Below are 22,619 nucleotides of genomic sequence, written 5' to 3'. Positions count from 1 at the left end.
ATCCCGGCCGCGTGCGGCCCTCCCCGGTCGGGGAGGGCCCGCCCTCAGGCCCGGTGCCGGCCGGGCCCGCCTCTAGCCGCCGGCGCGGAGCTGTTCGGTGCGCAGCCTGGCGGCTTCCTCGAGGGCGGCGCGGGCGCGGACCTGGTCGCGGCGGGCCCGGGCGATGCGCGCGTCCAGCAGCGCCATCTGCAGCTCGTCCGCCCCCCGCGCCCGGCCCTCCCGCAGGATCTCCTCCGCCCGGCCGATCGCGTTCCGCGCCACCGCCGCGGCCCCCGCCACCGCGCGGGCCTCCGTGTTCCCCGGCTCCCGCGACAGGATCGGCTCCGCGATCTCGGAGGCCTCCTCCGCCCGGCCGCTCTCCGCGTAGACCCGCGCCAGCGAGAGCTGCGAGCGCACATTCGCCGGAACCTCCGGCCGCGGCGGCGTCAGGCGGTCCACCGCCGCCCGACGCTCCGACACCGTGCTGTACCGCTCCGTTCCCGTCGCGGCCGCCGGCGACACCGGGTTCGCACTCCCCAGCCGCCCCGCGTCCAGCAGCGCCTCCGCCACCGCAACCCGCGCCTCCGGCGGCGTCGACGGGCTCTCCGCCCCCGCCGCCTGCCCCGCCGCCGCCGCGTTCGCCGGCTGCCGCAGGCGCCCGAAGGCCCGGATCACCTGCGCCTGCGTGAACCCGTCCCGATCGCCCCGCCCCGCGAGCGCCAGCAGACGCCGGGCCGCATCCCCCTGCGGATTGCCGCGCGCCTGCCGCTCCAGCAGCTGCACCTCCAGGATCGTCCGGTTGCGCGCCAGCAGCAGGCGGCCGTCGGCCGTCCGTGACCCCTCCGGGATCGCCTCCATCCGCGCCACCACGTCTGCCGCGCGTCCGTCCTGGTTCGCCAGCAGCGCGGCCGCGTACATCGCGTCCGTCGTCCGCCGTCCCACCAGGTCCCGCTCGATCCGCATCGCCTCCGCCCGCTGGCCCCGCGTCTTCAGGGCGCGGGCGAGGTCGTGCGCCGCCCAGGCGTCGTTCGGCGCCGCCGCCAGCGCGCCCCGCAGGATCGAGATCTGGCTGTCCGTGTCCTGTTGCTCCGCCGCCTGCTGCCGCAGCGCCGAGGAGCGCACCAGCGCCGTGTTCGCGTCCGGCCGGTATCCGCTCTCCGCCGCCCAGCGGTCCGCATCCGCGTAGCGCCCCTGCTGAACGATCGCGCCGTACAGCCCGGCCTGCGCCTCCGGCAGGTTGCGGCGCCGGGCGAGGGCTTCCCGGAACCGCAGCTCCGCCGTGCCCGGATCGCCCCGCCGCTGGGCGATGTAGCCCTGCACGATCGCGCTCTCGATCTGCTGGCCCGTGTCGCCGCGCGCCGCCAGCTGCGCCTGCCGCTCCGCCTCGCCCAGATTGTTCGCCTGCAGCGCCCGCCGCGCGAACACCGAGGGCGGCGTGGGGATGCTCGCATTCCCGCGCCCGCCGCCCTGGCCGCGCCAGTTTCCGCCACCGCCGCCCCGGTTGCCCCGGCCGCCACCGCCGCGACCGGCATAGGCGCCGGCGTCGCCGCGATACCCCGGCAGCCCGCGGCCCGTCCGGATGTCGTCCTCCGTGTAGCCGAGGGATTCGAGGAACTCCGCACGCCGGTCCGGCGCGGCCGCGGTCGCCTGCTCCAGCAGGCGGCGCGCATCCACCTCGCGCCGCTGCCGGCGGCGCACCATCGCCAGGCCGAGCAGCGCCGTCGGCTCGTTCGCGTCGGTTTCGAGGACGGTGTTGAAGGTGGCCTCCGCCTCCTCGGTCTTGTTGTCGCGCAGCAGCTCGTAGCCGCGGATGCGGGCCTCCGCGACGGGGTCCGCGGTCACGGCGCGGATCTCCGCGAGCTTCGCGATGATCTCCTGGTCGTCCGGGAAGCGCTGGAGATAGTCGTTGATCTGCGCCTCGGCCTCGCCGCTCGGGCCCTGCCAGAGCAGGGCCTGGCGCCAAGCCGCCCGCGCCCCGCTCGCCGTCTCCGGCGCCTGTGCCAGCTGCGCCAGCAGCTCGATGCCCTCGGGGCGCGTCGTCTCGCGGTAGGTCAGCAGCTGCGCATAGGACAGCTGCAGGGACCGGTTGAACGGCGCCCGCTGCGCCGCCGCCCGCAGCGCGATCTGCGCCTCCCGGAAGTTCTCGGACGAGGTGCTCGCCAGCGTCTGGTAGTATTCCGCCGCGTAGCTGTCCGGAACCTCCCCGTTCGGGAAGACCTCGCGGTAGCGCTGCATCGCGGCCTCGCGCTGCCCCGCCTGCGCCAGCCGCCGCGCCTCTGCCAGACCCGCCTGGTCCACGTCCGCCGCCCGCAGCGCCGCCGCCGCCCGCTGCGCGGCCGCACTTCCCGGCGCCATCTGGTTGAGACGCGCGACGTACCCCTCCGCCGCCGGCCGGTCCCCGTTCTGCATCGCCACCTCGGCGGCGGTCGCCAGCACGTCCGGGTTGTTCGGCTCCAGCACGATCAGCCGGTCCAGCGCCTGCAGCGCCATCGACGGCCGGCCCTGCGCGCTCCAGTAATTCGCCTGGTCCAGCAGGATCGCCGCGCCCCGCGACGTCGTGCGGACCCCGGCCGGAGCGCCGCCCGGCACCGCGCCGGAACCGCCCTCGGACGAGAGGGGCGCCGGCGGCGACCCCTCGAGCGCCGTCGGCCTCGGCGGCAGGACGCCGGCCGGGACCGGTCCCGCCCCGGTCGGCCCCAGCGGCTGCTGGGCCCGGGCCGGATTCGCGGCCGGCAGGCCGAGCACCAGCGCCAGCACCGCCGCGCTCAGGCCCAGCGCCGCGCGGCGGGACGGCTGTCGCGCCGGCAGGACGATCGGCAGGTGGGCGGCGTGGGTCAGAGGATTCATCTCGGTCAGTCTGGGCTCGGGGGGGTTCACGGCATCTTGCCACGGGCGGTCTTCCCGCCAGAGCGGGATCGCCCCGCGAGCCCGCCAAAAACACAAAAGAAGGTCAGATTGGCTGTTACGGTTGCATTCCGGCCAGCCTTCGGGTCGACGCCCGCCACGGGCCCGCTCGCCCGACGAGGCGGGATGCGCGTCATGGCCGGTCCATCGTCGTCATGGCCTCGGGATCCTCGCATGCTGCCGAGCGGCCGTGCCGGGCCGCTCCACTGGCCACCCGGACGGGTCCCGCTCGCGCAGCGTGATGAAAAACAGGTCTGCGGATCATTCTTTACTCATTTTTGCCGGTCGGGCGAGGGAAATCCGGGAGGCCGGCGCAGGCGGCGTTTTTTTCCGCGGCACCGTTTTGCGTCCGCGACGGGCCGGCGCTACCCAGGGTTCATGAACGCCATCACCGATCCGGCCCGGGACGCGGCCGAGCCCGCCCGTGCGGCGCTGGAGGCGGCGGCCCACGCCGCCCGCGCCGCCGCATCGACCCTGGCGCGGGCGCCGCGCGAATCGAAGGACCGGGCCCTGCTCGCGGCGGCGGCGGCGCTGCGGTCGCGGTCGGCCGCCATCCTGGCGGCCAACGCCGCGGACCTGGCTGCGGCGGAGGAGTTGACCGACGCCTTTCGGGACCGGCTCACGCTGAACCCGAAGCGGGTCGAGGCGATGGCCCTCGGGCTGGAGGAGATCGCCGCCCTGCCCGATCCGGTGGGGCGGGTGCTGGCGGAGTGGACGCGGCCGAACGGGCTCGTCTTCCGGCGCGTGGCGCAGCCCATCGGCGTGATCGGCATGATCTACGAGAGCCGGCCGAACGTCGGGGCGGATGCCGCGGGCCTGTGCCTGAAGGCGGGCAGCCCGGTCATCCTGCGTGGCGGGCGGGAGAGCCTGCGGAGCGCGGCGGCGATCCACGCCTGCATCCTGGAGGGTCTGCGCGCCGCCGGGCTGCCGGACTCCTGCGTGCAGGTGGCGCCGAATGCGGACCGCGCCTTCGTCGGCGCGATGCTGAAGGCGGCGGGGCTGATCGACCTCATCATTCCGCGCGGCGGCAAGGGGCTGGTGACGCGCGTCATGGAGGAGGCGCGGGTGCCCGTCCTCGCCCACGCGGAGGGGCTCTGCCACACCTTCGTGCACGCGGCCGCCGATCCGGCGATGGCGCGGAGCATCCTGGCGAACGCGAAGATGCGTCGGACCGGCGTCTGCGGGGCCACGGAGACGCTGCTGATCGACCGGGCGATCGCGCCGTCGCTCCTGCCGGACCTCATCGGCGACCTGCGGGCGCTGGGCTGCGACTTCCGGGCCGATGCCGCGGCGCGGGCGGTCCTGCCGGAGTTGCCGGCTGCGACCGAGGCCGACTTCTCGACGGAATGGCTGGACGCGGTGCTCTCCGTCGCGGTGGTGGACGGGGTGGAGAGCGCGCTGGACCACATCCGCCGCCACGGCAGCGAGCACACCGAGGCGATCATCACCGAGGACGCCCAGGCGGCGCGGGACTTCCTGGACGGGCTGCAATCGGCGGTCGGGCTGTGGAACGCCTCCACCCAGTTCTGCGACGGCGGGGAGTTCGGCTTCGGGGCGGAGATCGGCATCGCCACCGGCCGGCTGCACGCGCGCGGGCCGGTCGGGTTGGAGCAGCTCTGCACCTGGCGCTACCATGTGATCGGAACCGGGCAGGTCAGGCCCTGACCTGACGCGACAAGGCCCGGCATCGCGGAGGGTCGTCATGCGCTGGTTCGCTGCCACCGTCGCGTTGGTGCTGGCCCCGGGGGCGGCCATGGCCGCCTGTCCCGACGTGCCCACGGTGGCGCGCCTCGCCGCCTCGATCCTCGACCGACGGCCGGCGGAGTCCTTCGGCCCCTCGCTGACGATGGAGGACGCGGCCTGCGCGCGGGACCGGCTGATCGCGGTTCTCGCGCAGCCCTATGGCGACGTCGTCGGCTACAAGGTCGGGCTGACGAGCCAGGTGGCGCAGCAGCGCTTCGGCGTGAACCATCCCGTGCGCGGGACGATCTTCCACGGCACGCTGCGGGAGCACAACGTGGGCGGGCGCGTGCCGGAGGTCCCGGCGGCCTTCGGCGCGGTTCCCGTGATCGAGAGCGACCTGATCGTGCGCGTGTCCTCGGACGCCATCAACGACGCCGGGACGGATCACGTCGCGATCCTGCGCAACCTGGACCAGGTGATCCCCTTCCTGGAGATGCCGGACCTCGTCTACGGGCCGGGGCAGCTCGCGAACGGGCCGAACCTCGTCGCGATCAATGTCGGCGCGCGGCTGGGCGTGCTGGGGGAGCCGATCCCGGTGCGGGCGGACGCCGATTTCGCGGCGCGGCTGGGCGGGATGACGGTGGTGCTGGCGAGCGACCAGCGGGAGATCGCGCGGGCGCCGGGCACGGCGTTGCTGGGCCATCCGCTGAACGTCATCCCCTGGCTCATCGAGGATCTCCGGCGCGACGGGCGGCGGCTGCGGGCGGGGGAGTATATCTCGCTCGGCAGCTTCTCCCCCCTCACGCCGACCGAGGCGGGGCGGACCTACACCGCCACCTATGAGGGACTGCTCGACCGGCCCGTCACGGTCAGCGTGCGGACACCGTGAGGAGGGCCGGGCGATGATCGTCCGGGCCTGGCGTGGCCGGGCACGGCCGGGGGAGGCCGGGGCCTATCCCGATCATTTCCGACGCCGAGTCATGCCGGAACTGCGCGGGGTGCCGGGATTCCTGGGCGCGTCGCTGCTGCGCGACGATTCGCCCGATGGCGCGGCGTTCCTCGTGCTGACGCGCTGGGCCTCGATGGAGGCGGTGCGGGGCTTCGCGGGCGATGCGCCGGATCGAGCGGTGGTGGAGTCGGGCGCGGTGGCGGCGCTGGCGTCCTTCGACGAGACGGTGGTGCATTACGAGATGGTCGAGGAGGTTCCCGCTTGAGCGGAACGCGTGGCTGAGCCGGGACCTCGCGGAGATGGGCGGCGCGCGCGGATCGGGTTGCTGGGCGGGTCCTTCAACCCCGCCCATGCCGGGCACCGGCACGTGGCGGAGCGGGCCCGGCGGGCACTGCGGCTGGACCAGGTGTGGCTGATGGTCTCCCCGGGGAACCCGCTGAAGCGGTCGGCGGGCATGGCGCCCTTCGCGGAGCGCCTCGCCTCGGCGCGGCGGGTCGCGGACGGGCGGCGGGTGATCGCGACGGACATCGAGGCACGGCTGGGGCTGCGACAGACGGAGCGGACCCTTGCGCGGCTGCGGCGGCTGTTCCCCCGCGCGCGCTTCGTCTGGATCATGGGGGCGGACAACCTGGCGCAGTTGCCGCGCTGGCGTCGCTGGCGGCGGCTGGCGCGGCGCACGCCGATGGCGGTGCTGCCCCGGCCTGGCTGGACGCGGCGGGCGATGCACGGGGCCGCGGCCTCGGTGCTGCGTCGCCATCGCCGGCGACCGGGGGCGCTGCTCGCCTGCGCGCCGGTTCGGGGGGCGGCGGGGCACGTGCCCTGGACCCTCGTGCCGGCGCGGGAGCACCCGGCGAGCGCGACGGCGATCCGTGCCGGGCGGCTGCGGCCGGATGGCGGCGCGCCCGCCCCTTCCCTCCAGACGTCCGCGGTCCCATCCATGGATCGGGCGCGCAGGGCAGCCGGTTGAAACCGCCGAGCCCCTCGCGCGCAACACCCTTCGGGCCGGCACGTCGTGCCGGTGCCGCATGCGGCTCATCCCGGCGCGCCCGCGCGCCCGCAATCTGAGGAGGCGGCCATCGCCCGTACCCCGAAATCCCCGTCCGGCCGCTCCAGCAGCGGCGCCCGCAAGCCCGCCGCGCGCGCGTCCGGGCCGCGCGGCGCGGTTCCGTCCCGCGCGCCGGCACGCACCGGGCGCGGGGTCGCGACGCTGGAGGACCCGGCACCCCGCACGCGGCCGGCCGCCGGCCGGGCCGCCGTGAAGCCGAAGGGCGGGCCCGCGAAGCCGGCCGCCCGCCCGGCGAAGGCGGCCGGGGCGAAGGCCCCCGCCGCGCGCGCGACCAAGCCGGCGGGAACGAAGGCCCCGGCCGGGCGCATGGCGGCGAAGCCCGCCTCCGGGGCCGGTAGGGCGCCGGCACGCTCCGCCCCCGGCACGCGCAAGGCGGCACCGGCCGCGCGCAAGCCCGCAGCCGCACCGCGGAAGGCAGCGTCAGCAGAGCGGAAGACGGCACCCGCAGCACGGAAGGCGTCACCGCCAGCCCGGAAGGCCGCGCCGGAGAAGTCGGCCCCGAAGCGGGCAGCCCCGGCAGCTCGGGCGCCCGCCAAGGCGCCGGCCCGGACCGCGGCCAAGGCCCCCGCGCGGCGCGGTGCGGCGGAGGAGACGCGCCGCGCTTCGGGCAGCGGGGCGGCCACCGGCCGGACGGCGGCGAAGCCGGCCGCGCGGCGGAGCACCGCAGCCGAGGCACCGGCTCGCCGGGCCCCGGCCCGGACAACGACACCGCGGGCACCGACGACGCGGACAGCCGCCCCGCGGCCGACGACGGGGCGGATTGCGGCCGCGGAACGGCGGCCCGCGCGCGAAGCGACCCCAGCCGCCCGCGGCACGATGCGGACGTCCGCCAGCGCCGCAGCGGCCCGCCCACCGCGGGAGGAGGAGCCGGCGCCCATCCGCACCGTGGAAGAGGTCGCGGCCGAGGCGCCCGCTCCCCGCCCCGCGCGCAAGCCGCGGGCGAAGCGGGCGGTCGGACCGGAGACGCCGGGCAAGCAGGCGGCCGTCGCCGGGCCGGTGGCGGATGCGGCGCCCGCCGCGCCCTCTCCGGACCGGCTGGAGGCCCTCGTGCAGGCCGCCGTGGCCAGCCTGGAGGACGACAAGGCGGAGAACGTGGTGGTGCTGGACGTCGCCACGCGATCGGCCTTCGCGGACCGGATGATCGTCGCCACCGGCCTGGTCGAGCGCCAGATCGAGGCGATGGCGCGGCACGTGGAGGAAGCCCTTGCCGAGCACGGGGTGCGCCGCGTGCGGGTGGAGGCATCGCCGGACTGGGTGCTGCTGGATGCCGGGGACCTCGTCATCCACCTGTTCCGGCCGGAGGCGCGGTCGAATTACGCGCTGGAGCGGATGTGGGGACCGGACAGCCCGCCGCCCTCCGAAGAAGGTGATGAGGAGAACGCCCGCGAGGCCGCCTTCGGCGCCGCTGACGATTCGGCAGGGGACGACCGGGGGGATGCGGAGGATAGCGCCGACGGCGACCTCGACGAGGACGAGGACGACGCGGACGCGTTCGACGAAGAGGATGAGGACGACGAGCCGGCCGACGACGGGCCGGATGACGCCGATGCCGCGCGCGGCGCGTTGGAGGGCGACCAGAACGGAGGGCCCGACATGGCCGATGACGAGGAGCGGCCCGACCCGCGGAAGCCGATCGTGGAGGGCGGGCCGGACGACGCGCAGGCCGGCGACGCGCAGGACCGGCTCTATATCGGCGAGGTGGGCGACGGCCGGCCGGCCGGAGATGGCGGCGGCGCGATCCTGCCGCGGGGCGAGGCGCTGGACGGTCCGGCGGGCTTCGCCTTCAACGTGACCGGGGAGGATCTGAAGCCGATCTTTCCGGATGAGGAAGGCGAAGGCGGCGACGGCGACGCCGGCGGGGCGACCGGCCGGCGCGATGAGGACCGGAAGGGCTGAGCCCCTCCCGGGCGCCGCTGCTGCTCGCCATCGGGCGAGCGCGCGGCGGGCCGGAGGCGGCGCTGTTCGAGCACCACAACAGCCGGCTGCGGCCGCCCCTGGTCCTGCGGGAGATCCCGGAGGGCCAGGGCGCGCCCGTGGAGATCCGGCGTCGGGAGGCGGCCGCCATTCTCTCGGCCCTGCCCGACGGGGCGCTGGCGGTGGCGATGGACCTCGGCGGCGAGGCGCCGGACAGCGAGGGACTGGCGGCCATGGCGACGGGCTGGGCGGAGTCCGGGCGGGCGCTGGCCTTCGTGATCGGCGGGGCAGAGGGGCTGGACCCCGTGGTGCTCGCGCGGGCAGATCAGCGGCTCTCGCTGGGACGGCTGACTTGGCCGCACATGCTGGTCCGCGGCCTGCTGGCCGAGGCGCTGTTCCGGGCGCAGTGCATCCGGACCGGGCACCCGTATCACCGGGCGTGGCGACCGGGATGAGTCAGGTCTTGTGACCCTCGAATTGGGGGTCGAGGGGACTGGTCCCCTCGCGGAAGGGGCCCCGGGGAAGGCAGGGCCTTCCCCGGGGCCACTGGCGCAGCCCTAGCCGGGGTTCGCGCCCTCGGGTTCCAGCAGGCGCTCGGCCTCGGCCCGGAGGCGTCGGTGGGAGCGGAGCGAGAGGGGGATCATCGCGGCGTAGAGGATACCGGCGGCGGCCAGCGCCGCCCAGGGCTCCGTCACGAGCAGCGCGGCGTAGGAGGCTGCGCCGAGCAGCAGGGGCAGCACGACGTTCCGCGGCACTTTGAAGTTCTTGAAGGACCAGGTGGGCAGGGTGCTCACCAGCAGCGCGGCGACCGCCACCAGGATCAGCGCCGTGAGAACCGGGTGGCGGATGAGGAGGGCCAGACGATCGAGGCCCCAGCCCTGGAAAGCGAGCGAGGCGAAGATCGGGAAGAGGGCGAGGCCGGCCCCGGCAGGCGCGGGCACGCCGGTGAAGAAGGCGGCGGCGAAGGCCGGGCGCGGGGCGGCACCCGGCGCAGGGTCCAGCGCCGCGTTGAATCGGGCGAGGCGCAGCGCCATGCAGACCGCGAAGAGAAGGCAGGGGATGAAGCCGTAGCCCCGCGCGTCCTGCAGCGTCCAGAGATAGAGGATCAGCGCCGGCGAGCAGCCGAAGGCGAGGAAGTCCGAGAGGCTGTCGAACTCCGCCCCGAAGCGGGAGGTGGCCTTCAGCAGCCGCGCGAGGCGGCCGTCCAGCCCGTCTATGAAGGCGGCGACGACGATCAGCGTGGCGGCGACGTCGAAGCGGTTCTCGAAGGCGAAGCGAACGGCCGTGAGGCCGGCGCAGAGGCCGAGCATCGTGAGGATGTTCGGCAGCAGGCGGTTGAAGGAGAGGCCCGACAGCCGCTTCCGGCCGCGCGGGACGAGCCGCAGCCGGAGCCGCCGGCGCGGGGCCGCCGGACCGCCGGGCGGGACCGGGTCAGGCGCCACGGGGCTGCGCGAGGTCGGCGATCACCGTCTCGCCGCCGATGGTGGTCTGGCCCTCGGCGACGAGGGGGCGCACGCCCTCCGGCAGGTAGAGGTCGGTGCGGCTGCCGAAGCGGATGATGCCGAAGCGCTCGCCGGCGCTCACCACGTCGCCCACACGCGCGTCGCAGAGGATTCGCCGGGCGATCAGCCCCGCGATCTGCACCACCGCGATGTCGCGGCCGTCCTCCAGCCGGATCGCGAGGGCGTTGCGCTCGTTGTCGATGCTCGCCTTGTCGAGGGAGGCGTTGAGGTACTTGCCGTGGCGGTAGGCCACGCGCGTCACCGTGCCGTCCGCGGGCATGCGGTTCACGTGCACGTCCAGCACCGAGAGGAAGATCGCGACGCGCCAGCGCGGGGCGGGGCCGAGCCCGAGTTCCTCCGGCGGGACGGCGGGGCCGACCATGACGATCTTCCCGTCCGCGGGCGCCAGCATGAGCGAGGAGCGTGGCGGCGGCACGCGCTCCGGATCGCGGAAGAAGTAGAGGCAGAACAGGGTGAAGAACACGCCCAGCCAGAAGAGCCAGTTGCTGATGAACAGGCCCCCGATCACCGCGACGGCGGCGCCGGCGATGAGGAAGGGATAGCCCGCCCGATGCGGCGGCGCGAGGACGAGGCGCACGGAATGCGCTAGCGACATGGCGGCATTTTCATGGTGAGCGGGCGTTATGGGGACTCGGGCCGGGGGGGACAACCCTGCCGCCGGGCTTGTGGTCCCGGGACGGCCGGCGGGTCTCAACGCGCCGGTGGGTCGGCGGCGTCCGGGACGGCGAAGATCTGGCCGGGGAAGATGCGCGAGGGATTGCGGATCTGCGCCTGGTTGGCCCGGTAGATGACGGTGTAGCGCGTTCCCTGGCCATAGGCGGCGCGGGCGATGCGCCAGAGGTTGTTCCCGGGCTGCACCACCACCTGCCCGTCCCGGACGGCGCCGGCGGGCAGGGATTCGCGCTGGAAGGCGACCTCGATCCGGCCCTGGACGGGCGGCCGCGCGGGCGGGGCGGGCTCGGCGAGCTGGTCCACGCGGAGCGTGTGCCGGCCGACCGCCGGGGGCTCGGTCGGGGCGAGGGACCAGCGGCCCGTCGCGTCGGCCTGGGTGTCGCCGAGGTGGCGGTCATCCGCATAGAGGCGAAGCTGCGCGCCGGGCGGGGCAGTGCCGGCGAAGCGCATCGTGTTGCTGTCGTCGTAGTCCACCACGTCCAGGCCGAGGGTGAAGGGCGGCTCCGCGGCCGGCGCGGGCTGAGGCGCCGGCCGTGCGCCGGAGGCCTGCGCCGCGGCGGGCGCGGCCGGCTGCGGGGCGGGTGCGGCCTGGGCGGCCTGGGCGGCTCCGCCGAGCCGGCGCGGCGCGCCGGAGGCCGTGGGCGGTAGCAGGAGGACGAGCGGGCCGGTCGGGGGCTCGGCCGCTGGCGCGGGCGCAGGGTGGGCCTCCGTCACCTGGGCCGCGGGACGCATCGCGGCGGAGGCTTCCGGCGCCGCGGGACCGGTTTCGGGGTTGGCGGTGGGCGAAGGTCCTGCCGTGGTGGTGGATGCCCCGGCGCGGGTTGAGGGCGCGCCCTCCGTGGCCCGGGCGGGGCGTGGCTCGTTTGCCGGGGCGGCGGGGCTGGCCCCGGTCCGGTCCGCCGGGGCGGCCTCGCCGAGACGGGGCGCCGCCGGGCGGGCGGAGGCCGGCGCGCGGCCCGATTCTCCGGCATGGCGCTCGGCCGGGCGCGGCGCGGCCTCGGCCACGGCGATGGGCGGTTCCGCCGGCGCGGGGCCGACGACGAGCACCGTGTCAGGACCGGCCTGCTCGTCGCCGCCCGGAAGCCGGGCGCGGAGCGAGAGCTCCCGAGCGCCGCCCCCGATCGGGTCGGGGGGAAGGATCACCCATTCCCCGCGGGTGTCGGCGCGCGCGCGGCCGAGCTCGCGCGGGCCGTCGTAGAGAATCACCTCCGCGCCCGGGGCGGCGCGGCCGGCCACCACGGCCATGCCGCGCATCCCCACGCGGACGACGTCGAAGCGCGGCGGATCGAACCGCGGCGCGGGGTGACGGGGCGGTTCGGCGGGCGCGGCGCGCTCGGCGGCCGGCTCGGCGCGGCGGTCGGCCGCCGCGGCAGGCGGTGTCGCCGCACGGGCGGCGGCTGGCGGAGTCGCGGCTGCGGCGGCGGGTTCCGGCCCGGCGGCGACGGCGGCCGGAGCCGGCGGCGCGGGATCGTGGCGCGGAAGGTCCGCGGGCGGCGCGGGCGCGGCGGCCACGGAGGGTGCGGATGTCCGGCGCGCGGTGCGCTCTTGCGAGACGTACCAGACCGCGCCGACGGCCGACGCGGCCAGGAGACCTGCCGCAGCAAGGACTCGCCCGCGCGATCCGTCTGTCATGCCGGCGTAACTACGGCCTGCCCCCCGTGATCACAAGGCCGCGCGTTGCGGAGAAGGGCGTTTTGTGGGTTGCGCGCGCCGCTCCCCGGTGCGGGCGCTCTGCGACGCGTCCTATGCTGCACCTCTTCCTGGAGGCGTGGCGATGTCGGAGCGGACGCAGGATCGGGTGCCGGTGCGGGTCTGGGACGGCTGGATCCGCCTTGTCCACTGGGCCATCGCGCTGCTGATCCCGCTGTCCTGGTGGACCGCCCATAAGGGCGAGATGGAGTGGCACATGCGCTCCGGCTACACGATCCTCGCGCTGCTGATCTTCCGCTTGGCCTGGGGCCTCGTGGGCTCGGACACCGCGCGCTTCTCGCGCTTCCTGCGGTCGCCGCTGGAAGGGCTGCGGCACCTCTCGCACCTGCACCGGCGCGAGCCCGACACGGAGATCGGCCACAACGCCGCGGGCGGGTGGATGGTGCTCGCGCTGCTCGGCATCCTGCTGCTGCAGGCGGTGACGGGGCTGTTCACCGATGACGGCATCCTCACGCGCGGGCCGCTGGCGCGCAGCGTGCCGCCCGACGTGGCGGACCGGGCGCGGAGCATCCACCTGTTCAACTTCAACCTCATCCTCGTCGCGGTCGGGCTGCACCTCCTCGCGGTGATCGCCTACGCCGTGCTGAAGGGGCAGGACCTCGTGCGGCCGATGGTGACGGGGATCAAGCGCCTGCCCGGCGTGCTCGCGGGCCGGGCGCCGCGGCTGGGCAGTCCATGGCTCGCGCTGGCGCTGCTCCTGCTGGCCTTCGGCGCCGTCGGCTGGATCAGCCGCTTCGAGTGATCCGGGCGGGCGCGCCCGGCCCCGCTCCCGCCTGGGCGCACCGGATAACCGGGCGCATGCTGGCGGGCATGCACAACGCCGCGGTCGCCCTGCTCGTCCTGTCCGCGCTGGCCGCGGGCTTCGCCTATTGGGGCCTGGAGACCGCGGCGGGGCGGCAGCACTTCGACGAGATGGCGGGGATCATTCCCTTCGCCGCGGCGCTGGCGAGCGTGCTGCTGGCCTTGCTGGCGGCCCTGGCCGCGTGGCTCGGTCGGCGGCGCGGCCGCGCCGGGGGAGCCGGCGCGCCGCCACGGACGGACCTCCGGTAAAGCGATTCGCGGGCCGTCCCGGACGGCGGGGCGCCCGCGCGCTCCTCAGCGGCCGCGATAGCCCCGGTGGCAGTTGCCGCAGGCGGCGCCCATCGCCTGGGCGGCGCGGCCCGTCGCGGCGGCATCACCACTGGCGGCCGCCGCATTCAGCGCCTCGGCGGCGGCGACGGCGTTCGCGTCCGCGGCCTCGAAGCCCGCGCGATCCGTCCAGACCGTGGGCAGGGCGCGGCTCGGCGGCGTGTCGCTGCCCGGCGGGAAAAGGGTGGGGAAGCTTCGGTAGAAGGCGACCATATCAGCCGTCCGCTCGGTCAGCGCGCGGGTGTCGCCGCCGGCGCGGGCGGCGGCGTTGATCGCCTCCAGGTGGCCCTGCATGCGGCGAAGGCCGTCCTTGCGCGCGGTGATCGGGTCGGTCTGGGCCAAGGCCAGGCCGGTGCCCAGCAAGGGCACGGCGAGGGCAGCAAACAGGGTGGCGGCGCGCAGCGGCATCGTGGGCGAATCTCCTGGACGTTTTGCCGTAGCGAACGTCGCACGCGCCTCCGCGGTTTGCCCACTCCCCTCCAGACCCTCCCTTGCCGGCGGCGAGGGGCGGGGTTATACGCCGCCGCCCGAGCCGTCCTGACGGAGCGTAGCTCAGCCTGGTAGAGCACTGTGTTCGGGACGCAGGGGCCGGAGGTTCGAATCCTCTCGCTCCGACCATTGGACGGTTCGATGAACCCCGCCCGGCCCCGGCCTGGCGGGGTTTTTCGTGCCGCCCGCGTTGCAGCCTGGACACAGGGTCTGTGGCTTTGCGCATTTTTAACGTGGATGCACCGAATTCCACATCCCGCTCGCATGGGGATTGCAAGACACGCCCTTCGCCACGCCTGCGCGTGAGGGGGAATCACTCATGAAGAACGCATTCGCCGTATCGGCCCTGTGCCTCGGCCTCGCCGCCGGACCGGCCGGCGCCTTCACGCTGGAGGATGCCGGGCTGACCGTCGGGATCACGCCCACCATCTCCAGCGACTACCTGTTCCGCGGCATCAGCCAGACCCGCAACCGCCCGGCCGCCCAGGTCACGGTCGACATCGAGCACACGAGCGGCGTCTATGTCGGCGCCTTCCTCTCCAACATCTCCTTCGCGGGCACGGATGCGCGGCAGGAGGTGGACGTGCTGGCGGGCTACCGCTTCGCCATCGGCGGGGTGAAATTCGACCTCGGCGGCGTCGGCTACCTCTATCCCGGCTACGACTATCCGCAGGGCGCCTTCGACCTGAACTACTTCGAGCTCGCGGCGCGCGTGTCCTACGAGTTCGACCCGCTGAAGGTGCTCGGCTCCGCCTTCTGGTCGCCGAACTTCCAGGCCGAATCCGGGAGCAGCTTCTATCTGGAGGGCGGGCTCGAGGTGAAGCTGCCGCTCGACTTCACCCTCGCGGGCCGCTTCGGCTACCAGTGGATCGACCGCAACAACCGCTTCGGCACGCCGGACTTCGCGAACTGGAACGTGACCCTGTCGCGCGAGGTCTTCGGCTTCACGCTGACGGTCGGCTACTACGACACGAACCTGAACCGGTCGGAGTGCGTGGGCGGGCAGAAGATCTGCGACGCGCGTGCCATGGTGACGCTCAGCCGGACGTTCTGACGGGTCGGGGCGGCGGCGGCGCCGCCGTCCCGAACGGGCCGCCGGGCGGCCTTTAGAACCTCTTTATCCGGCGGACGGCATCTCGCATCGCCGCTTTACGGGCTTCTCCGCAGATTCGGGGGCGGAGGACCACATGACCATCATCCCGCTTCCATCTGTCCGGCGCCGTACGCCGGCCACGCCAGCCGCTCGCGAGGAGCCGGGCGGGGAGGCCCTGCTGCGGACCGCCGGGGCCGGTCCCGAGGACCGTGTCGTGGCCATCGGGCCGGGCGGCGCGGAGACGCTGGGCGCCGCCCTGCGCCGCGGCTGCCGTGCGGCGAGCGGCCTGGCGCGGCCGACCGGCCACCCGGACCCGGCGGATGTCGTCGTCGCGCGCGGCATCCATTCCGAGGAGGACGCCCTGCCGGTGCTGGAGGCCGGCCGGCGCGCCCTGTCCGACGGGCTGCGGGGCGGGCGCCTGGTGCTGTCCCTGTTGGGCGCGGGATTGGCGCGGCGGCTCGTCGCGCGTCTGGCGGAGCGCGGATTCACCCGGGTGCAGCTCCTGCCGCAGCGGGAGGGCGGCGTGCTGCTGCTCTGCGCGCTGCCGGCGCCGGTGCGGCGGGCCTGAGGAGGCGGTGCGATGAGTCCCCTTCCCTCAGGGCTGCGCGGCTCCGTGCCGGCGCTCGTCACCCCCTTCCTGCCCGGCGATCCGGGCGCGCTGGACGAGACGGCGCTGGCGCGCCTGGCCGAGCGGGCGATCGCCGGCGGCTCCACCGCGGTTGTCGTCTGCGGCACGACGGGCGAGGCACCCATGCTGCGGCCGGCCGAGGCCTGCCGCGCCCTGCGCGTCGTGGTCGAGGCCGTGGGCGGCCGGGCCGCGGTGGTGGCCGGCATCGGGCTGCCGGGGACCGAAGCGGCCGCCGAGGCGGCCGGCGCCGCCGAGCGCTGCGGGGCGGACGCGCTGCTCGTCTCCGCCCCGCCCTATGTGCGACCGGGGCAGGAAGGGCTGCGGGCGCATGTCCGCGCGGTGGCCGCCGCCTCCGGGCTGCCGGTCGTGCTCTACGACGTGCCGTCGCGCACCGCTGTCGGCTTCGCGGACGAGACGGTGGCGCGGCTGGTCGAGGACGGGGCCATCGCCGCGCTGAAGGACGCGACGGGCGACCTGGCCCGGCCGCCACGGCTGCGGGCGCTGTGCGGGGCGGGGCTGCGGCAGTTGTCTGGCGACGACGCGACGGCGGTGGCGCATCTCGCCATGGGCGGGGCGGGTTGCGTCTCGGTCACGGCGAACGTCGTGCCCGCGCTCTGCACGGCGGTGCAGGATGCCTGGAGCCTGCGCGACTCCGCCCGGGTGGAGGCGCTGCGGGACCGGCTGGCGCCGCTGCACCGCGCGCTCTTCGCCGAGACCAATCCGGGGCCGGTGAAGGCGGCGCTCGGGTTGCTCGGCCTGTGCGACCCGACGCCGCGCCTGCCGCTGACGCTCGCGGCGGCCACGACGCGGGCGCTCCTGGCGCACCTCCTCCAGGCCCTCCGCGGGCCGGAGGCGGCGGAGGCGGGCGCGATGCTGGTCCATCCCGTGCGCGTGGCCGCGGAATGACGGGGAGTCCGGCGCTGGACCCCGTCTCGCTCGGCACGCTGCGGCGGCTGGCGCTGTGCCTCGTGCTGATCGGACTGTGGTGCGGGGCGGTCCACCTGGCCACCGGCGCCGCGGTGACGCCGGCGCCGCTCCTGGTGGTCGCGGGCGGCACCGCGATGGGCACCGCCGCCATCGGGCGGGAACGGCTGCGCGCGCCGGAGCTGAACCACTGGGACGAGGGGATCGCCTATCTCGGGCTGGCGAGCCTCAGCCGGGCCGTGACGGCGCTCCTGGCGTGACCGTCGTCAGCGCGGGCTCATCCCAGCGGCCCAGTACATCAGCCGGCGGACCGGGAAGGTCCAGGCGAAGCCGGCGACCGCGAAATAGGCGACCTGCACGGCCCAGTGGCGGTGCAGGACGAAATCCGCCAGCGCCACCACGAAGCCGATGTAGAGCGCCATGCCGAGGAGGCCGCCGACCACGGCCACGGGAATGCGGGACATGCGGCCTCCTTGGCGCAGGCGGCGGCGGGTGCCAAGAGGCGCCGGCCGCGGGGCGGACCGGCGGGGTTTCCCCCGCGATGTTCTGGTCTAGCTTCCGCCGCCCCGGCCCCTCCCCCCTCGGCGGAGGCGGGACGGGATTCGACGTGACGCGGGCGGGCCGGGGGCCTGCCCCAGAGGGAACCCCGGCATGAGCGACGCTGACATGGACCTGAAGAACCACATCCGGGGCATCCCGGATTTCCCGAAGCCGGGCATCCTCTTCTACGACATCTCCACCCTGCTGCGGCACGGGCCGGCCTGGAAGGAGGCGATGCGGCGCCTGGGCGACGCGATCCGGCCGCACCGGCCGACCGTGCTGGCCGGCGTCGAGAGCCGCGGCTTCCTGGTGGCGGCACCCCTGGCGCTGGAGCTGGGCCTGGGCTTCGTGATGCTGCGCAAGCGCGGCAAGCTGCCGGGCGCGATCATCGGCCTGAACTACGCGCTGGAGTACGGCACCGACCGGATCGAGATGCAGGCCGACGCGGTGCGGCCCGGCGACCGGGTGGTGGTGCTGGACGACCTGCTGGCGACCGGCGGCACGATGGCCGCCTGCATCGCCTTGCTGAAGCAGGCGGGGGCGGAGGTGCCGGCGGCGGCCGCGCTGATCGAGCTGACCTTCCTCAACGGGCGGCAGCGCCTGGGCGACGTCGCCTTCGAGTCGCTGCTGGCCTACGACTCCTGAGGCCGGCCGCCCCGGGTTCGATGCTGCGGCACGCTTCGTTGTCCGGCCGCCACAATCCCGCCCCAGGCCGCGCGCAGCGTCCGGGCGGCATGGGCTCCTCCCCTCCCCTCCTGCCTGGCCGGCGGGCTGTCTTGTGGGGCGCCGCGTCGCTCGCGATGGCCGGCGCCGCGCGCGCCCAGCCCGCGCTCGGGCTGGACGATTCAGTGCTGCTCGTTCCCGGGCCGGAGGATGGCGGCTGCGTCCGCTGGGCCGGGCGGGTGGCCGCATCCCTGGCCCGGGCGCTGCCGGTCTCCACCCCGCCGCGGCTGACGGTGCTCGGCGGGCCCGACGGGGTCACGGCGGCGAACCGCTTCGGCACGCTGGAAGCCGGGGATGGCAAGGCGCTGCTCGTCCTGCCCGGCGCGGCGCTGCACGCGCGGCTGATCGACCCCGGCCGTGCCCGGTTCGATCCGGGGAGCTGGGTGGCGCTGCTGGCTCTCTGGCAGGGGGCGGTGCTCGCCGGGCGGGGTCCCCTCGCCGCCGGCGGCCAGGCGCCGCTGCGGGTCGCGATCGGCTCGCCCGACGCGCCAGAGGCGGCGGCCCTCGCGGCGCTGGACCTGTTGCGGGTTCCGGCCCGGCCGGTGACGGGGCCGGCGGCGGCCGTCTTCTCCGCCGGGCAGGCGGACGCGCTCATCATCGCCGGGGCAGACCCGGTGGCGGCAGCGCGGGCGATCGGCGCCACACCCTGGTTCCGTTTCGCAGCTTCCGGCGAGGCCGAGGGGGTGCCGGTCTTCCAGGCGACCTCGGGCCTCTCCGCGGCCTCGCCGGAGATGCGGGCGGTGCTGGCGGCGGTGGCGGCGGTGCAGCTCCGCGCCTCGCTCGTTCTGCCGGCGCTGACCTCGGCGAATCTCGTCGCGGCCTGGCGGCGCGCGTCCCTGCGCTGGCAGGAGGAGGCACGGGCCGAGCCGGGCGAGGGTCGTGCCCTGGCCGGGGCGGAGGCGGCCGCGGCGCTGGCGGCGATCATCCCCACCGCGGAGGCGGTCCTCGCTTGGCGAACCTGGCTGGACCGGCGCCTGGGGTGGCGGCCGGGGTGAGGCCGCGCGGGCGACTCCGGGGGAGAGAAGGAATTCTCTTCCCCGGCCCCCCACTCATCTTCTTATTCTTCTTATTCGAGGCTGCCGCGCGCGGCGAAGACGGGGACGCCCGTGATCGGTGCCGGGCCTACTCGACGCCGGCGTCCCGCATCGCCGCCCGGGCCTCGGGGCTGTCCAGGAAGGCTAGGAGGCGCGCGGCGTCGGGGTTGTCTCCAGGGAACAGGCCGGCGGCGTAGGCCGTGCGGTTCTGCAGCGGCTCCGGCAACGGGCCGACCAGGCGCACGCCGCGCTGCCGGAACAGGGCGATCTCGGTCGCGGCGGCGAAGGCGATCTCGCGCCCCGTGCCCGAGGCGAGGCGGCGGAGGACGCCGTCGCCGTCCGGAAAGCGGATCGTCTTCGGGGCGAGAGCGACGTCGAGGCCGAGCCGGGCCAGCAGGCCTTCCATGTAGAGGCCGGTGGAGGCGCGGTTGAAGATCACGGCGTCGGCGGCCTGGAGCTCGGCGCGCAGAGCGGCTTCGTCGGCGATGCGTGGGACGGGCGCGCCGTCCCGCACGGCGATGCCGACGCCGACCGAGCCGAGTGCCACGGGCGCGGCGACCAGCTTTCCGCTGCGGTTCAGCGCCGCCACCGTCGAGACGGGGGCGAGGACGAGGTCGGGCTGGTCCCCGGCGGCCATGCGTTCGGCGATGCGCGGGGCGGTGGCGTAGGCGACGTTCGGCGGCGTGCCGCCCGCGGCGGTCCAGAGGCCGAGGGCGGCGTGGACGGCCGGCTCCAGCGCGCCGCCGCTGAGGATGCGGACCGGATCGGCCGCCTGCGCAGCCAGCGGCGCGAGGGAGGCGGCGAGAAGCGGGCGTCTGGCGATCATGGCGGCGTCCCCCAGGACGGGAGGATCATCGCGTCATCGCCGGGGGAAGGGAACCGATGCGTTCAGCGCACCGCACCGGTCGCGACCGCGAGTCGCCAGACCGGACCGACGAGGACGTTGCAGAGCAGCACCCGGACGAGGTGGAACCCGAGCACGAGCGGCACGGCGAGATCGAGCGCCTTCGCCGTGACCGCCATCTCCGGCATCCCGCCCGGGGCCATGCCGAGGACGACGCCCGCGGGCGGCAGGTCCGTGAGCCAGCCCAGCCCCCAGGCCACCGCCGCCAGGATCGCCGAGAGCGCGACGGTGGAGACGACCGACACGACGACGAGCCGGCGGGCGGAGAGGAGGAAGCGGCGCGTCAGCCGGAGGCCGAGCGTTGTGCCCATGCCGATCTGCGCGATGTCCACCAGCCAGGTGGGCACGCCCGAGGGCATCCAGCCCAGGCCGGAGAGCGGGATGGCCAGCAGGCAGGGGCCGAGCATCCAGGGGTTGGCGACCCCGGAGCGGCGCGCGAGCAGGGCCACCGCCACGCCGGCCGCGGCCATGACGGCGAGGCCAGGAACATTGGCCGCGAGGCGCGGGGCGCTGAACGCCGAATCCAGCGCGTGCGGCGCGACCGCCGAGATGATCGGCGGGAAGAGCAGCACGACGGCGCACATCCGCAGCGTCTGCGACAGCGTCACGGCCGGCACGCTGGCCCCGGCCCGCTGCGCCAGCACGACCATCAGCACGATCCCGCCGGGGACGGTGCAGAAATAGGCGGTGCGGGAATCCGTGCCCGCCAGGCGCGCGAAGAGGCCGGCCACCAGCAGGGAGGAGAGGATCGTCAGCACCCCCGCGATCACCATCGCCGGGATCGCGCCCGCTACGGCGGCCAGCACGGGGCCGGTGAAGCTCTGGCCCAGGCCGAGGCCGAGCACGATCAGCGAGGCCTCGCGGACATAGGGCGGGCGCTCCACCTCGGTGAACCAGGTGAGCGCCGCCGCGGCGACCATGGCGCCGAGCATCCAGGGCAGCGGGATGTGCAGCAGCGCGGCCAGTCCGCCGCCGAAGGCGCCGACCAGCAGCGTGCGGAAATGCGGCCAGTGCGGCTTCGGAAGGGTCATGCCGCGGCGCAGCATCGCGCGCGGGCGGGGTCGGGTCAAACCGCCGGGACAGGCGCCGTTGTTCCGATGACCGCGACGCGGTGCGTCATGTGAAAAGGGAGAGAAGCGGGCTGGAGACGGTGCCGCCACCATTGGCGGAGGCGGCGGACATGACGTAGCGCTCCGCGATCTTCGCGGCGCTCTTCGTGTCCGTGATCTTGGACAGGTCGAGGCGCCAGGCGACGGCGCGCGCCTGGGTCTCGACAGACTGGATCGCGAGGGAGTCCGGCAGGCCGAGGGCACCGGTGACGAGACGGCGCAGCGACGCATCGCCCAGCACCTCCCAGACCGAGAGCGCCTTTCCGGTCGCCACCCGCTGCTCGAAGTAGAGCGCGTCCGAGACGCCGGTCGCGTCCTTGTCCTGCGAGGTCCGCCACTTGTAGGAGAGAAAGCCCTCCGTGAGCTTCTTCTGCACCGCCGGGTCGCGCAGCGCGTCCATCCCGCGGGCGGAGAGATTCAGCGTCGTGGCCGCCGACTTCCAGCGCGTGTCGGAAAGGCGCGTGAGGAGGGAGTCGGCCGCCTTCGGATCGGCCGTGAGCGCGCGCTGCGCAAGGCCGACCTGCTCCACCGCATCCGGCAGACCGAGCGCGGGGAGCAGCACGTTCATGACCCGCGGGTCCCTGAGCGCGGCGTTCACGTCCTTCGCGCGCGCGATGCCCTCGGTGAAGCGCGACAGGGCGAGCTTCACCTCGGGGTCCTTGGCAAGGCGCGCGGTGCCCTTCGCCTCCTCCCCCGCCGTCGCGGCGCGGCGGAGCGTGGCGAGCGCCAGCGCGGGGCTGGACGTGGCCGTGCTGGCGCCCGTGCTGCCGCCGAGGATCGCGAGGGCGACGGAGGCGGACATGGCGGTTCCTAGGGCGAGCCGGAGAGGCCGAGCGCGATCTGCTCGTTCACCTCGATAAGGAAGGAGAGGTCGGGCTCCGTCCCGTCCATCTCCCGCAGCACGCTGTGCCCGAGGGAGATGATCGAGGCACGCAGCGGTCGCGGCAGGGCGTTGGTGGGATCGGCCATCAGGCCGTGCACCGCCATCCAGAGGCGACGGTTGTCGGCCAGGGCGCGGACGGTACCGATCGGCTCCGCCGTGTCGCGCGCGGCGCGGAGGCCGCCGGTGACGCGACGGAAGACGTCCGCCTCCGCCTCCTTCAGCGGGCGGGCGGCGCGGGTGGCGCCATAGGCCGCGATCGGGTTGCGGGTCACGCTCATGCGGGAACGCTGTCCCGGCAGGCGTCCGCCTCGACGGGCGGCGGGCCGAGGCGCTCGGGCGGAGCAATGCCAAGCACCGCCTCCTCGTGCCGCATAACGCGGCGGGCGAGCTTGAGCGCGGTGTAGCAATCATCCGCCTCCGCGGCCATCAGCGCGCGGTCCAGCATGGCGCCGACGAGCGCGGAGGTGGTCGCGGACTGGAAGTCGGCGATGTACTGGCGCGCGCTCTCGAGGCCGGCCTCGCGCTCTTCCTCGGTGCCGATATAGGCGGTCTGGAGGGCGAAGTAGATGCGGCGGGCCGGCGTGTCGGCGGCATCGGGCGGAAGGATCTGCTTGCCGAACAGGAAGCGGGCCTTGGCCGTCAACTCGATGCGCGTGCGGTTGCGGAAGCGGATGGGGGCGCCGTTGACGACCATCAGGTCGCCCTGGCGGAGTTCGAGGACGAGCGTGGACACGGTCTTCGCGATCCTTCCCGGGCTTTCGGGT

At 75.3% G+C, this 22,619-nt stretch carries 26 protein-coding genes and 1 tRNA gene; 15 read left to right on the top strand and 12 right to left on the bottom strand.

Features of this window, described 5'->3' with window-relative positions:
• Positions 1 to 72: 72 nt before the first annotated feature.
• Positions 73 to 2,826 carry a hypothetical protein gene (locus tag ACP6CK_RS26260; RefSeq protein WP_426956281.1) on the bottom strand — a complete coding sequence of 918 codons (2,754 nt, stop codon included), beginning with the start codon at positions 2,824 to 2,826 and terminating at the stop codon, positions 73 to 75.
• Between the two features lie 435 nt (positions 2,827 to 3,261).
• Between ACP6CK_RS26260 and ACP6CK_RS26255 the strand changes: the two genes are divergently transcribed.
• Genes ACP6CK_RS26255 through ACP6CK_RS26240 form a run of 4 tightly spaced genes read left to right on the top strand, consistent with a single transcriptional unit; the run spans position 3,262 to position 6,482 of the window.
• Entirely contained in the window at positions 3,262 to 4,548 is a 1,287-nt protein-coding gene (locus tag ACP6CK_RS26255; protein WP_426956280.1) for a glutamate-5-semialdehyde dehydrogenase, read from the top strand.
• 37 nt (positions 4,549 to 4,585) lie between these two features.
• Complete coding sequence (locus ACP6CK_RS26250) at positions 4,586 to 5,455, top strand: 2-keto-4-pentenoate hydratase (RefSeq protein WP_426956279.1); 870 nt, start codon at positions 4,586 to 4,588, stop codon at positions 5,453 to 5,455.
• Positions 5,456 to 5,468: 13 nt separating this feature from the next.
• Complete coding sequence (locus ACP6CK_RS26245; protein ID WP_426956278.1) at positions 5,469 to 5,780, top strand: antibiotic biosynthesis monooxygenase family protein; 312 nt, start codon at positions 5,469 to 5,471, stop codon at positions 5,778 to 5,780.
• Between the two features lie 9 nt (positions 5,781 to 5,789).
• Complete coding sequence (locus ACP6CK_RS26240; protein WP_426956277.1) at positions 5,790 to 6,482, top strand: nicotinate-nucleotide adenylyltransferase; 693 nt, start codon at positions 5,790 to 5,792, stop codon at positions 6,480 to 6,482.
• 65 nt (positions 6,483 to 6,547) lie between these two features.
• Here ACP6CK_RS26240 and ACP6CK_RS26235 read toward each other — a convergent pair whose 3' ends face one another.
• Complete coding sequence (locus ACP6CK_RS26235; RefSeq protein WP_426956276.1) at positions 6,548 to 7,243, bottom strand: hypothetical protein; 696 nt, start codon at positions 7,241 to 7,243, stop codon at positions 6,548 to 6,550.
• Between the two features lie 154 nt (positions 7,244 to 7,397).
• On the opposite strand from ACP6CK_RS26235, the gene rsfS reads away from it, so the two are divergent.
• Together rsfS and ACP6CK_RS26225 are read left to right on the top strand one after the other, a co-directional pair.
• Positions 7,398 to 8,477 (top strand): ribosome silencing factor, encoded by a 1,080-nt coding sequence (gene rsfS / locus ACP6CK_RS26230; protein ID WP_426956275.1) that lies wholly within the window; start codon positions 7,398 to 7,400, stop codon positions 8,475 to 8,477.
• A gap of 29 nt (positions 8,478 to 8,506) precedes the next feature.
• Positions 8,507 to 8,950 carry a 23S rRNA (pseudouridine(1915)-N(3))-methyltransferase RlmH gene (locus tag ACP6CK_RS26225; protein WP_426959983.1) on the top strand — a complete coding sequence of 148 codons (444 nt, stop codon included), beginning with the start codon at positions 8,507 to 8,509 and terminating at the stop codon, positions 8,948 to 8,950.
• Between the two features lie 102 nt (positions 8,951 to 9,052).
• Here the strand turns inward: ACP6CK_RS26225 and ACP6CK_RS26220 are convergent, their stop codons facing one another.
• The 3 genes from ACP6CK_RS26220 to ACP6CK_RS26210 all read right to left on the bottom strand — a co-directional run bounded on the left by ACP6CK_RS26220 (position 9,053) and on the right by ACP6CK_RS26210 (position 12,202).
• Positions 9,053 to 9,937: a CDP-alcohol phosphatidyltransferase family protein gene (locus ACP6CK_RS26220; protein WP_426956274.1), complete on the bottom strand. Its 885-nt coding sequence runs from the start codon at positions 9,935 to 9,937 to the stop codon at positions 9,053 to 9,055.
• Complete coding sequence (locus tag ACP6CK_RS26215) at positions 9,927 to 10,643, bottom strand: phosphatidylserine decarboxylase (protein WP_426959981.1); 717 nt, start codon at positions 10,641 to 10,643, stop codon at positions 9,927 to 9,929. The genes ACP6CK_RS26220 and ACP6CK_RS26215 overlap by 11 nt, the downstream gene beginning before the upstream one ends.
• A gap of 65 nt (positions 10,644 to 10,708) precedes the next feature.
• Entirely contained in the window at positions 10,709 to 12,202 is a 1,494-nt protein-coding gene (locus ACP6CK_RS26210; RefSeq protein WP_426956273.1) for a LysM peptidoglycan-binding domain-containing protein, read from the bottom strand.
• 262 nt (positions 12,203 to 12,464) lie between these two features.
• Here ACP6CK_RS26210 and ACP6CK_RS26205 point away from each other — a divergent pair, with 262 nt between their 5' ends.
• Together ACP6CK_RS26205 and ACP6CK_RS26200 are read left to right on the top strand one after the other, a co-directional pair.
• Positions 12,465 to 13,142, top strand: coding sequence for a cytochrome b/b6 domain-containing protein (locus tag ACP6CK_RS26205; protein WP_426956272.1), 678 nt, complete (start codon positions 12,465 to 12,467; stop codon positions 13,140 to 13,142).
• A gap of 56 nt (positions 13,143 to 13,198) precedes the next feature.
• On the top strand, positions 13,199 to 13,450 hold the full coding sequence (locus ACP6CK_RS26200; protein ID WP_426956271.1) for a hypothetical protein: 252 nt from the start codon (positions 13,199 to 13,201) through the stop codon (positions 13,448 to 13,450).
• A 45-nt stretch (positions 13,451 to 13,495) separates the two neighbouring features.
• Here the strand turns inward: ACP6CK_RS26200 and ACP6CK_RS26195 are convergent, their stop codons facing one another.
• Positions 13,496 to 13,936 carry a cytochrome c gene (locus ACP6CK_RS26195; protein ID WP_426956270.1) on the bottom strand — a complete coding sequence of 147 codons (441 nt, stop codon included), beginning with the start codon at positions 13,934 to 13,936 and terminating at the stop codon, positions 13,496 to 13,498.
• Positions 13,937 to 14,069: 133 nt separating this feature from the next.
• Between ACP6CK_RS26195 and ACP6CK_RS26190 the strand changes: the two genes are divergently transcribed.
• The 5 genes from ACP6CK_RS26190 (at position 14,070) to ACP6CK_RS26170 (ending at position 16,922) form a co-directional block, all read left to right on the top strand.
• Positions 14,070 to 14,146, top strand: a tRNA-Pro gene (locus ACP6CK_RS26190).
• 190 nt (positions 14,147 to 14,336) lie between these two features.
• Entirely contained in the window at positions 14,337 to 15,071 is a 735-nt protein-coding gene (locus tag ACP6CK_RS26185; protein ID WP_426956269.1) for a TorF family putative porin, read from the top strand.
• A 133-nt stretch (positions 15,072 to 15,204) separates the two neighbouring features.
• A complete protein-coding gene (locus tag ACP6CK_RS26180; RefSeq protein WP_426956268.1) occupies positions 15,205 to 15,678 on the top strand; it encodes a hypothetical protein in 474 nt (157 codons plus the stop codon).
• Positions 15,679 to 15,690: 12 nt separating this feature from the next.
• Positions 15,691 to 16,644: a 4-hydroxy-tetrahydrodipicolinate synthase gene (dapA, locus tag ACP6CK_RS26175; RefSeq protein ID WP_426956267.1), complete on the top strand. Its 954-nt coding sequence runs from the start codon at positions 15,691 to 15,693 to the stop codon at positions 16,642 to 16,644.
• Positions 16,641 to 16,922 carry a hypothetical protein gene (locus tag ACP6CK_RS26170; protein ID WP_426956266.1) on the top strand — a complete coding sequence of 94 codons (282 nt, stop codon included), beginning with the start codon at positions 16,641 to 16,643 and terminating at the stop codon, positions 16,920 to 16,922. Before dapA ends, ACP6CK_RS26170 begins: the two co-directional genes overlap by 4 nt.
• Before the next feature lie 6 nt (positions 16,923 to 16,928).
• Here ACP6CK_RS26170 and ACP6CK_RS26165 read toward each other — a convergent pair whose 3' ends face one another.
• Positions 16,929 to 17,126, bottom strand: coding sequence for a DUF2842 domain-containing protein (locus ACP6CK_RS26165; protein WP_426956265.1), 198 nt, complete (start codon positions 17,124 to 17,126; stop codon positions 16,929 to 16,931).
• Positions 17,127 to 17,328: 202 nt separating this feature from the next.
• Here ACP6CK_RS26165 and ACP6CK_RS26160 point away from each other — a divergent pair, with 202 nt between their 5' ends.
• Together ACP6CK_RS26160 and ACP6CK_RS26155 are read left to right on the top strand one after the other, a co-directional pair.
• Positions 17,329 to 17,847: an adenine phosphoribosyltransferase gene (locus ACP6CK_RS26160; RefSeq protein WP_426959980.1), complete on the top strand. Its 519-nt coding sequence runs from the start codon at positions 17,329 to 17,331 to the stop codon at positions 17,845 to 17,847.
• A 131-nt stretch (positions 17,848 to 17,978) separates the two neighbouring features.
• A complete protein-coding gene (locus tag ACP6CK_RS26155) occupies positions 17,979 to 18,920 on the top strand; it encodes a hypothetical protein (protein WP_426956264.1) in 942 nt (313 codons plus the stop codon).
• Positions 18,921 to 19,047: 127 nt separating this feature from the next.
• Here the strand turns inward: ACP6CK_RS26155 and ACP6CK_RS26150 are convergent, their stop codons facing one another.
• From ACP6CK_RS26150 to ACP6CK_RS26130, 5 genes are all read right to left on the bottom strand, one after another.
• Positions 19,048 to 19,785, bottom strand: coding sequence for a substrate-binding domain-containing protein (locus tag ACP6CK_RS26150; protein WP_426956263.1), 738 nt, complete (start codon positions 19,783 to 19,785; stop codon positions 19,048 to 19,050).
• Positions 19,786 to 19,847: 62 nt separating this feature from the next.
• A complete protein-coding gene (locus ACP6CK_RS26145; protein WP_426956262.1) occupies positions 19,848 to 20,894 on the bottom strand; it encodes an AbrB family transcriptional regulator in 1,047 nt (348 codons plus the stop codon).
• A gap of 85 nt (positions 20,895 to 20,979) precedes the next feature.
• Positions 20,980 to 21,774, bottom strand: coding sequence for a DUF1217 domain-containing protein (locus ACP6CK_RS26140; RefSeq protein ID WP_426956261.1), 795 nt, complete (start codon positions 21,772 to 21,774; stop codon positions 20,980 to 20,982).
• 8 nt (positions 21,775 to 21,782) lie between these two features.
• Complete coding sequence (locus ACP6CK_RS26135; RefSeq protein WP_426956260.1) at positions 21,783 to 22,133, bottom strand: flagellar biosynthesis regulator FlaF; 351 nt, start codon at positions 22,131 to 22,133, stop codon at positions 21,783 to 21,785.
• Positions 22,130 to 22,588 (bottom strand): flagellar biosynthesis repressor FlbT, encoded by a 459-nt coding sequence (locus tag ACP6CK_RS26130; RefSeq protein WP_426956259.1) that lies wholly within the window; start codon positions 22,586 to 22,588, stop codon positions 22,130 to 22,132. The genes ACP6CK_RS26135 and ACP6CK_RS26130 overlap by 4 nt, the downstream gene beginning before the upstream one ends.
• Positions 22,589 to 22,619: the final 31 nt, after the last annotated feature.

It is taken from the genome of Muricoccus radiodurans, from assembly GCF_050154705.1.
GTDB classification, from domain to species: Bacteria; Pseudomonadota; Alphaproteobacteria; order Acetobacterales; family Acetobacteraceae; genus Roseomonas; species Roseomonas radiodurans.
Note: the sequence above shows the minus strand (reverse complement) of the source record. Positions and strands in the feature narration are given on the sequence as shown.

Coding starts and splice junctions, on each gene's coding strand:
- ACP6CK_RS26205 (WP_426956272.1), top strand. CDS start 12,465: ATGTCGGAGCGGACGCAGGATCGGGTGCCGGTGCGGGTCTGGGACGGC.
- dapA (WP_426956267.1), top strand. CDS start 15,691: ATGAGTCCCCTTCCCTCAGGGCTGCGCGGCTCCGTGCCGGCGCTCGTC.
- ACP6CK_RS26145 (WP_426956262.1), bottom strand. CDS start 20,894: ATGACCCTTCCGAAGCCGCACTGGCCGCATTTCCGCACGCTGCTGGTC.
- rsfS (WP_426956275.1), top strand. CDS start 7,398: ATGCGGACGTCCGCCAGCGCCGCAGCGGCCCGCCCACCGCGGGAGGAG.
- ACP6CK_RS26150 (WP_426956263.1), bottom strand. CDS start 19,785: ATGATCGCCAGACGCCCGCTTCTCGCCGCCTCCCTCGCGCCGCTGGCT.
- ACP6CK_RS26140 (WP_426956261.1), bottom strand. CDS start 21,774: ATGTCCGCCTCCGTCGCCCTCGCGATCCTCGGCGGCAGCACGGGCGCC.
- ACP6CK_RS26245 (WP_426956278.1), top strand. CDS start 5,469: ATGATCGTCCGGGCCTGGCGTGGCCGGGCACGGCCGGGGGAGGCCGGG.
- ACP6CK_RS26185 (WP_426956269.1), top strand. CDS start 14,337: ATGAAGAACGCATTCGCCGTATCGGCCCTGTGCCTCGGCCTCGCCGCC.
- ACP6CK_RS26255 (WP_426956280.1), top strand. CDS start 3,262: ATGAACGCCATCACCGATCCGGCCCGGGACGCGGCCGAGCCCGCCCGT.
- ACP6CK_RS26170 (WP_426956266.1), top strand. CDS start 16,641: ATGACGGGGAGTCCGGCGCTGGACCCCGTCTCGCTCGGCACGCTGCGG.
- ACP6CK_RS26250 (WP_426956279.1), top strand. CDS start 4,586: ATGCGCTGGTTCGCTGCCACCGTCGCGTTGGTGCTGGCCCCGGGGGCG.
- ACP6CK_RS26260 (WP_426956281.1), bottom strand. CDS start 2,826: ATGAATCCTCTGACCCACGCCGCCCACCTGCCGATCGTCCTGCCGGCG.
- ACP6CK_RS26160 (WP_426959980.1), top strand. CDS start 17,329: ATGGACCTGAAGAACCACATCCGGGGCATCCCGGATTTCCCGAAGCCG.
- ACP6CK_RS26165 (WP_426956265.1), bottom strand. CDS start 17,126: ATGTCCCGCATTCCCGTGGCCGTGGTCGGCGGCCTCCTCGGCATGGCG.
- ACP6CK_RS26200 (WP_426956271.1), top strand. CDS start 13,199: ATGCTGGCGGGCATGCACAACGCCGCGGTCGCCCTGCTCGTCCTGTCC.
- ACP6CK_RS26135 (WP_426956260.1), bottom strand. CDS start 22,133: ATGAGCGTGACCCGCAACCCGATCGCGGCCTATGGCGCCACCCGCGCC.
- ACP6CK_RS26195 (WP_426956270.1), bottom strand. CDS start 13,936: ATGCCGCTGCGCGCCGCCACCCTGTTTGCTGCCCTCGCCGTGCCCTTG.
- ACP6CK_RS26180 (WP_426956268.1), top strand. CDS start 15,205: ATGACCATCATCCCGCTTCCATCTGTCCGGCGCCGTACGCCGGCCACG.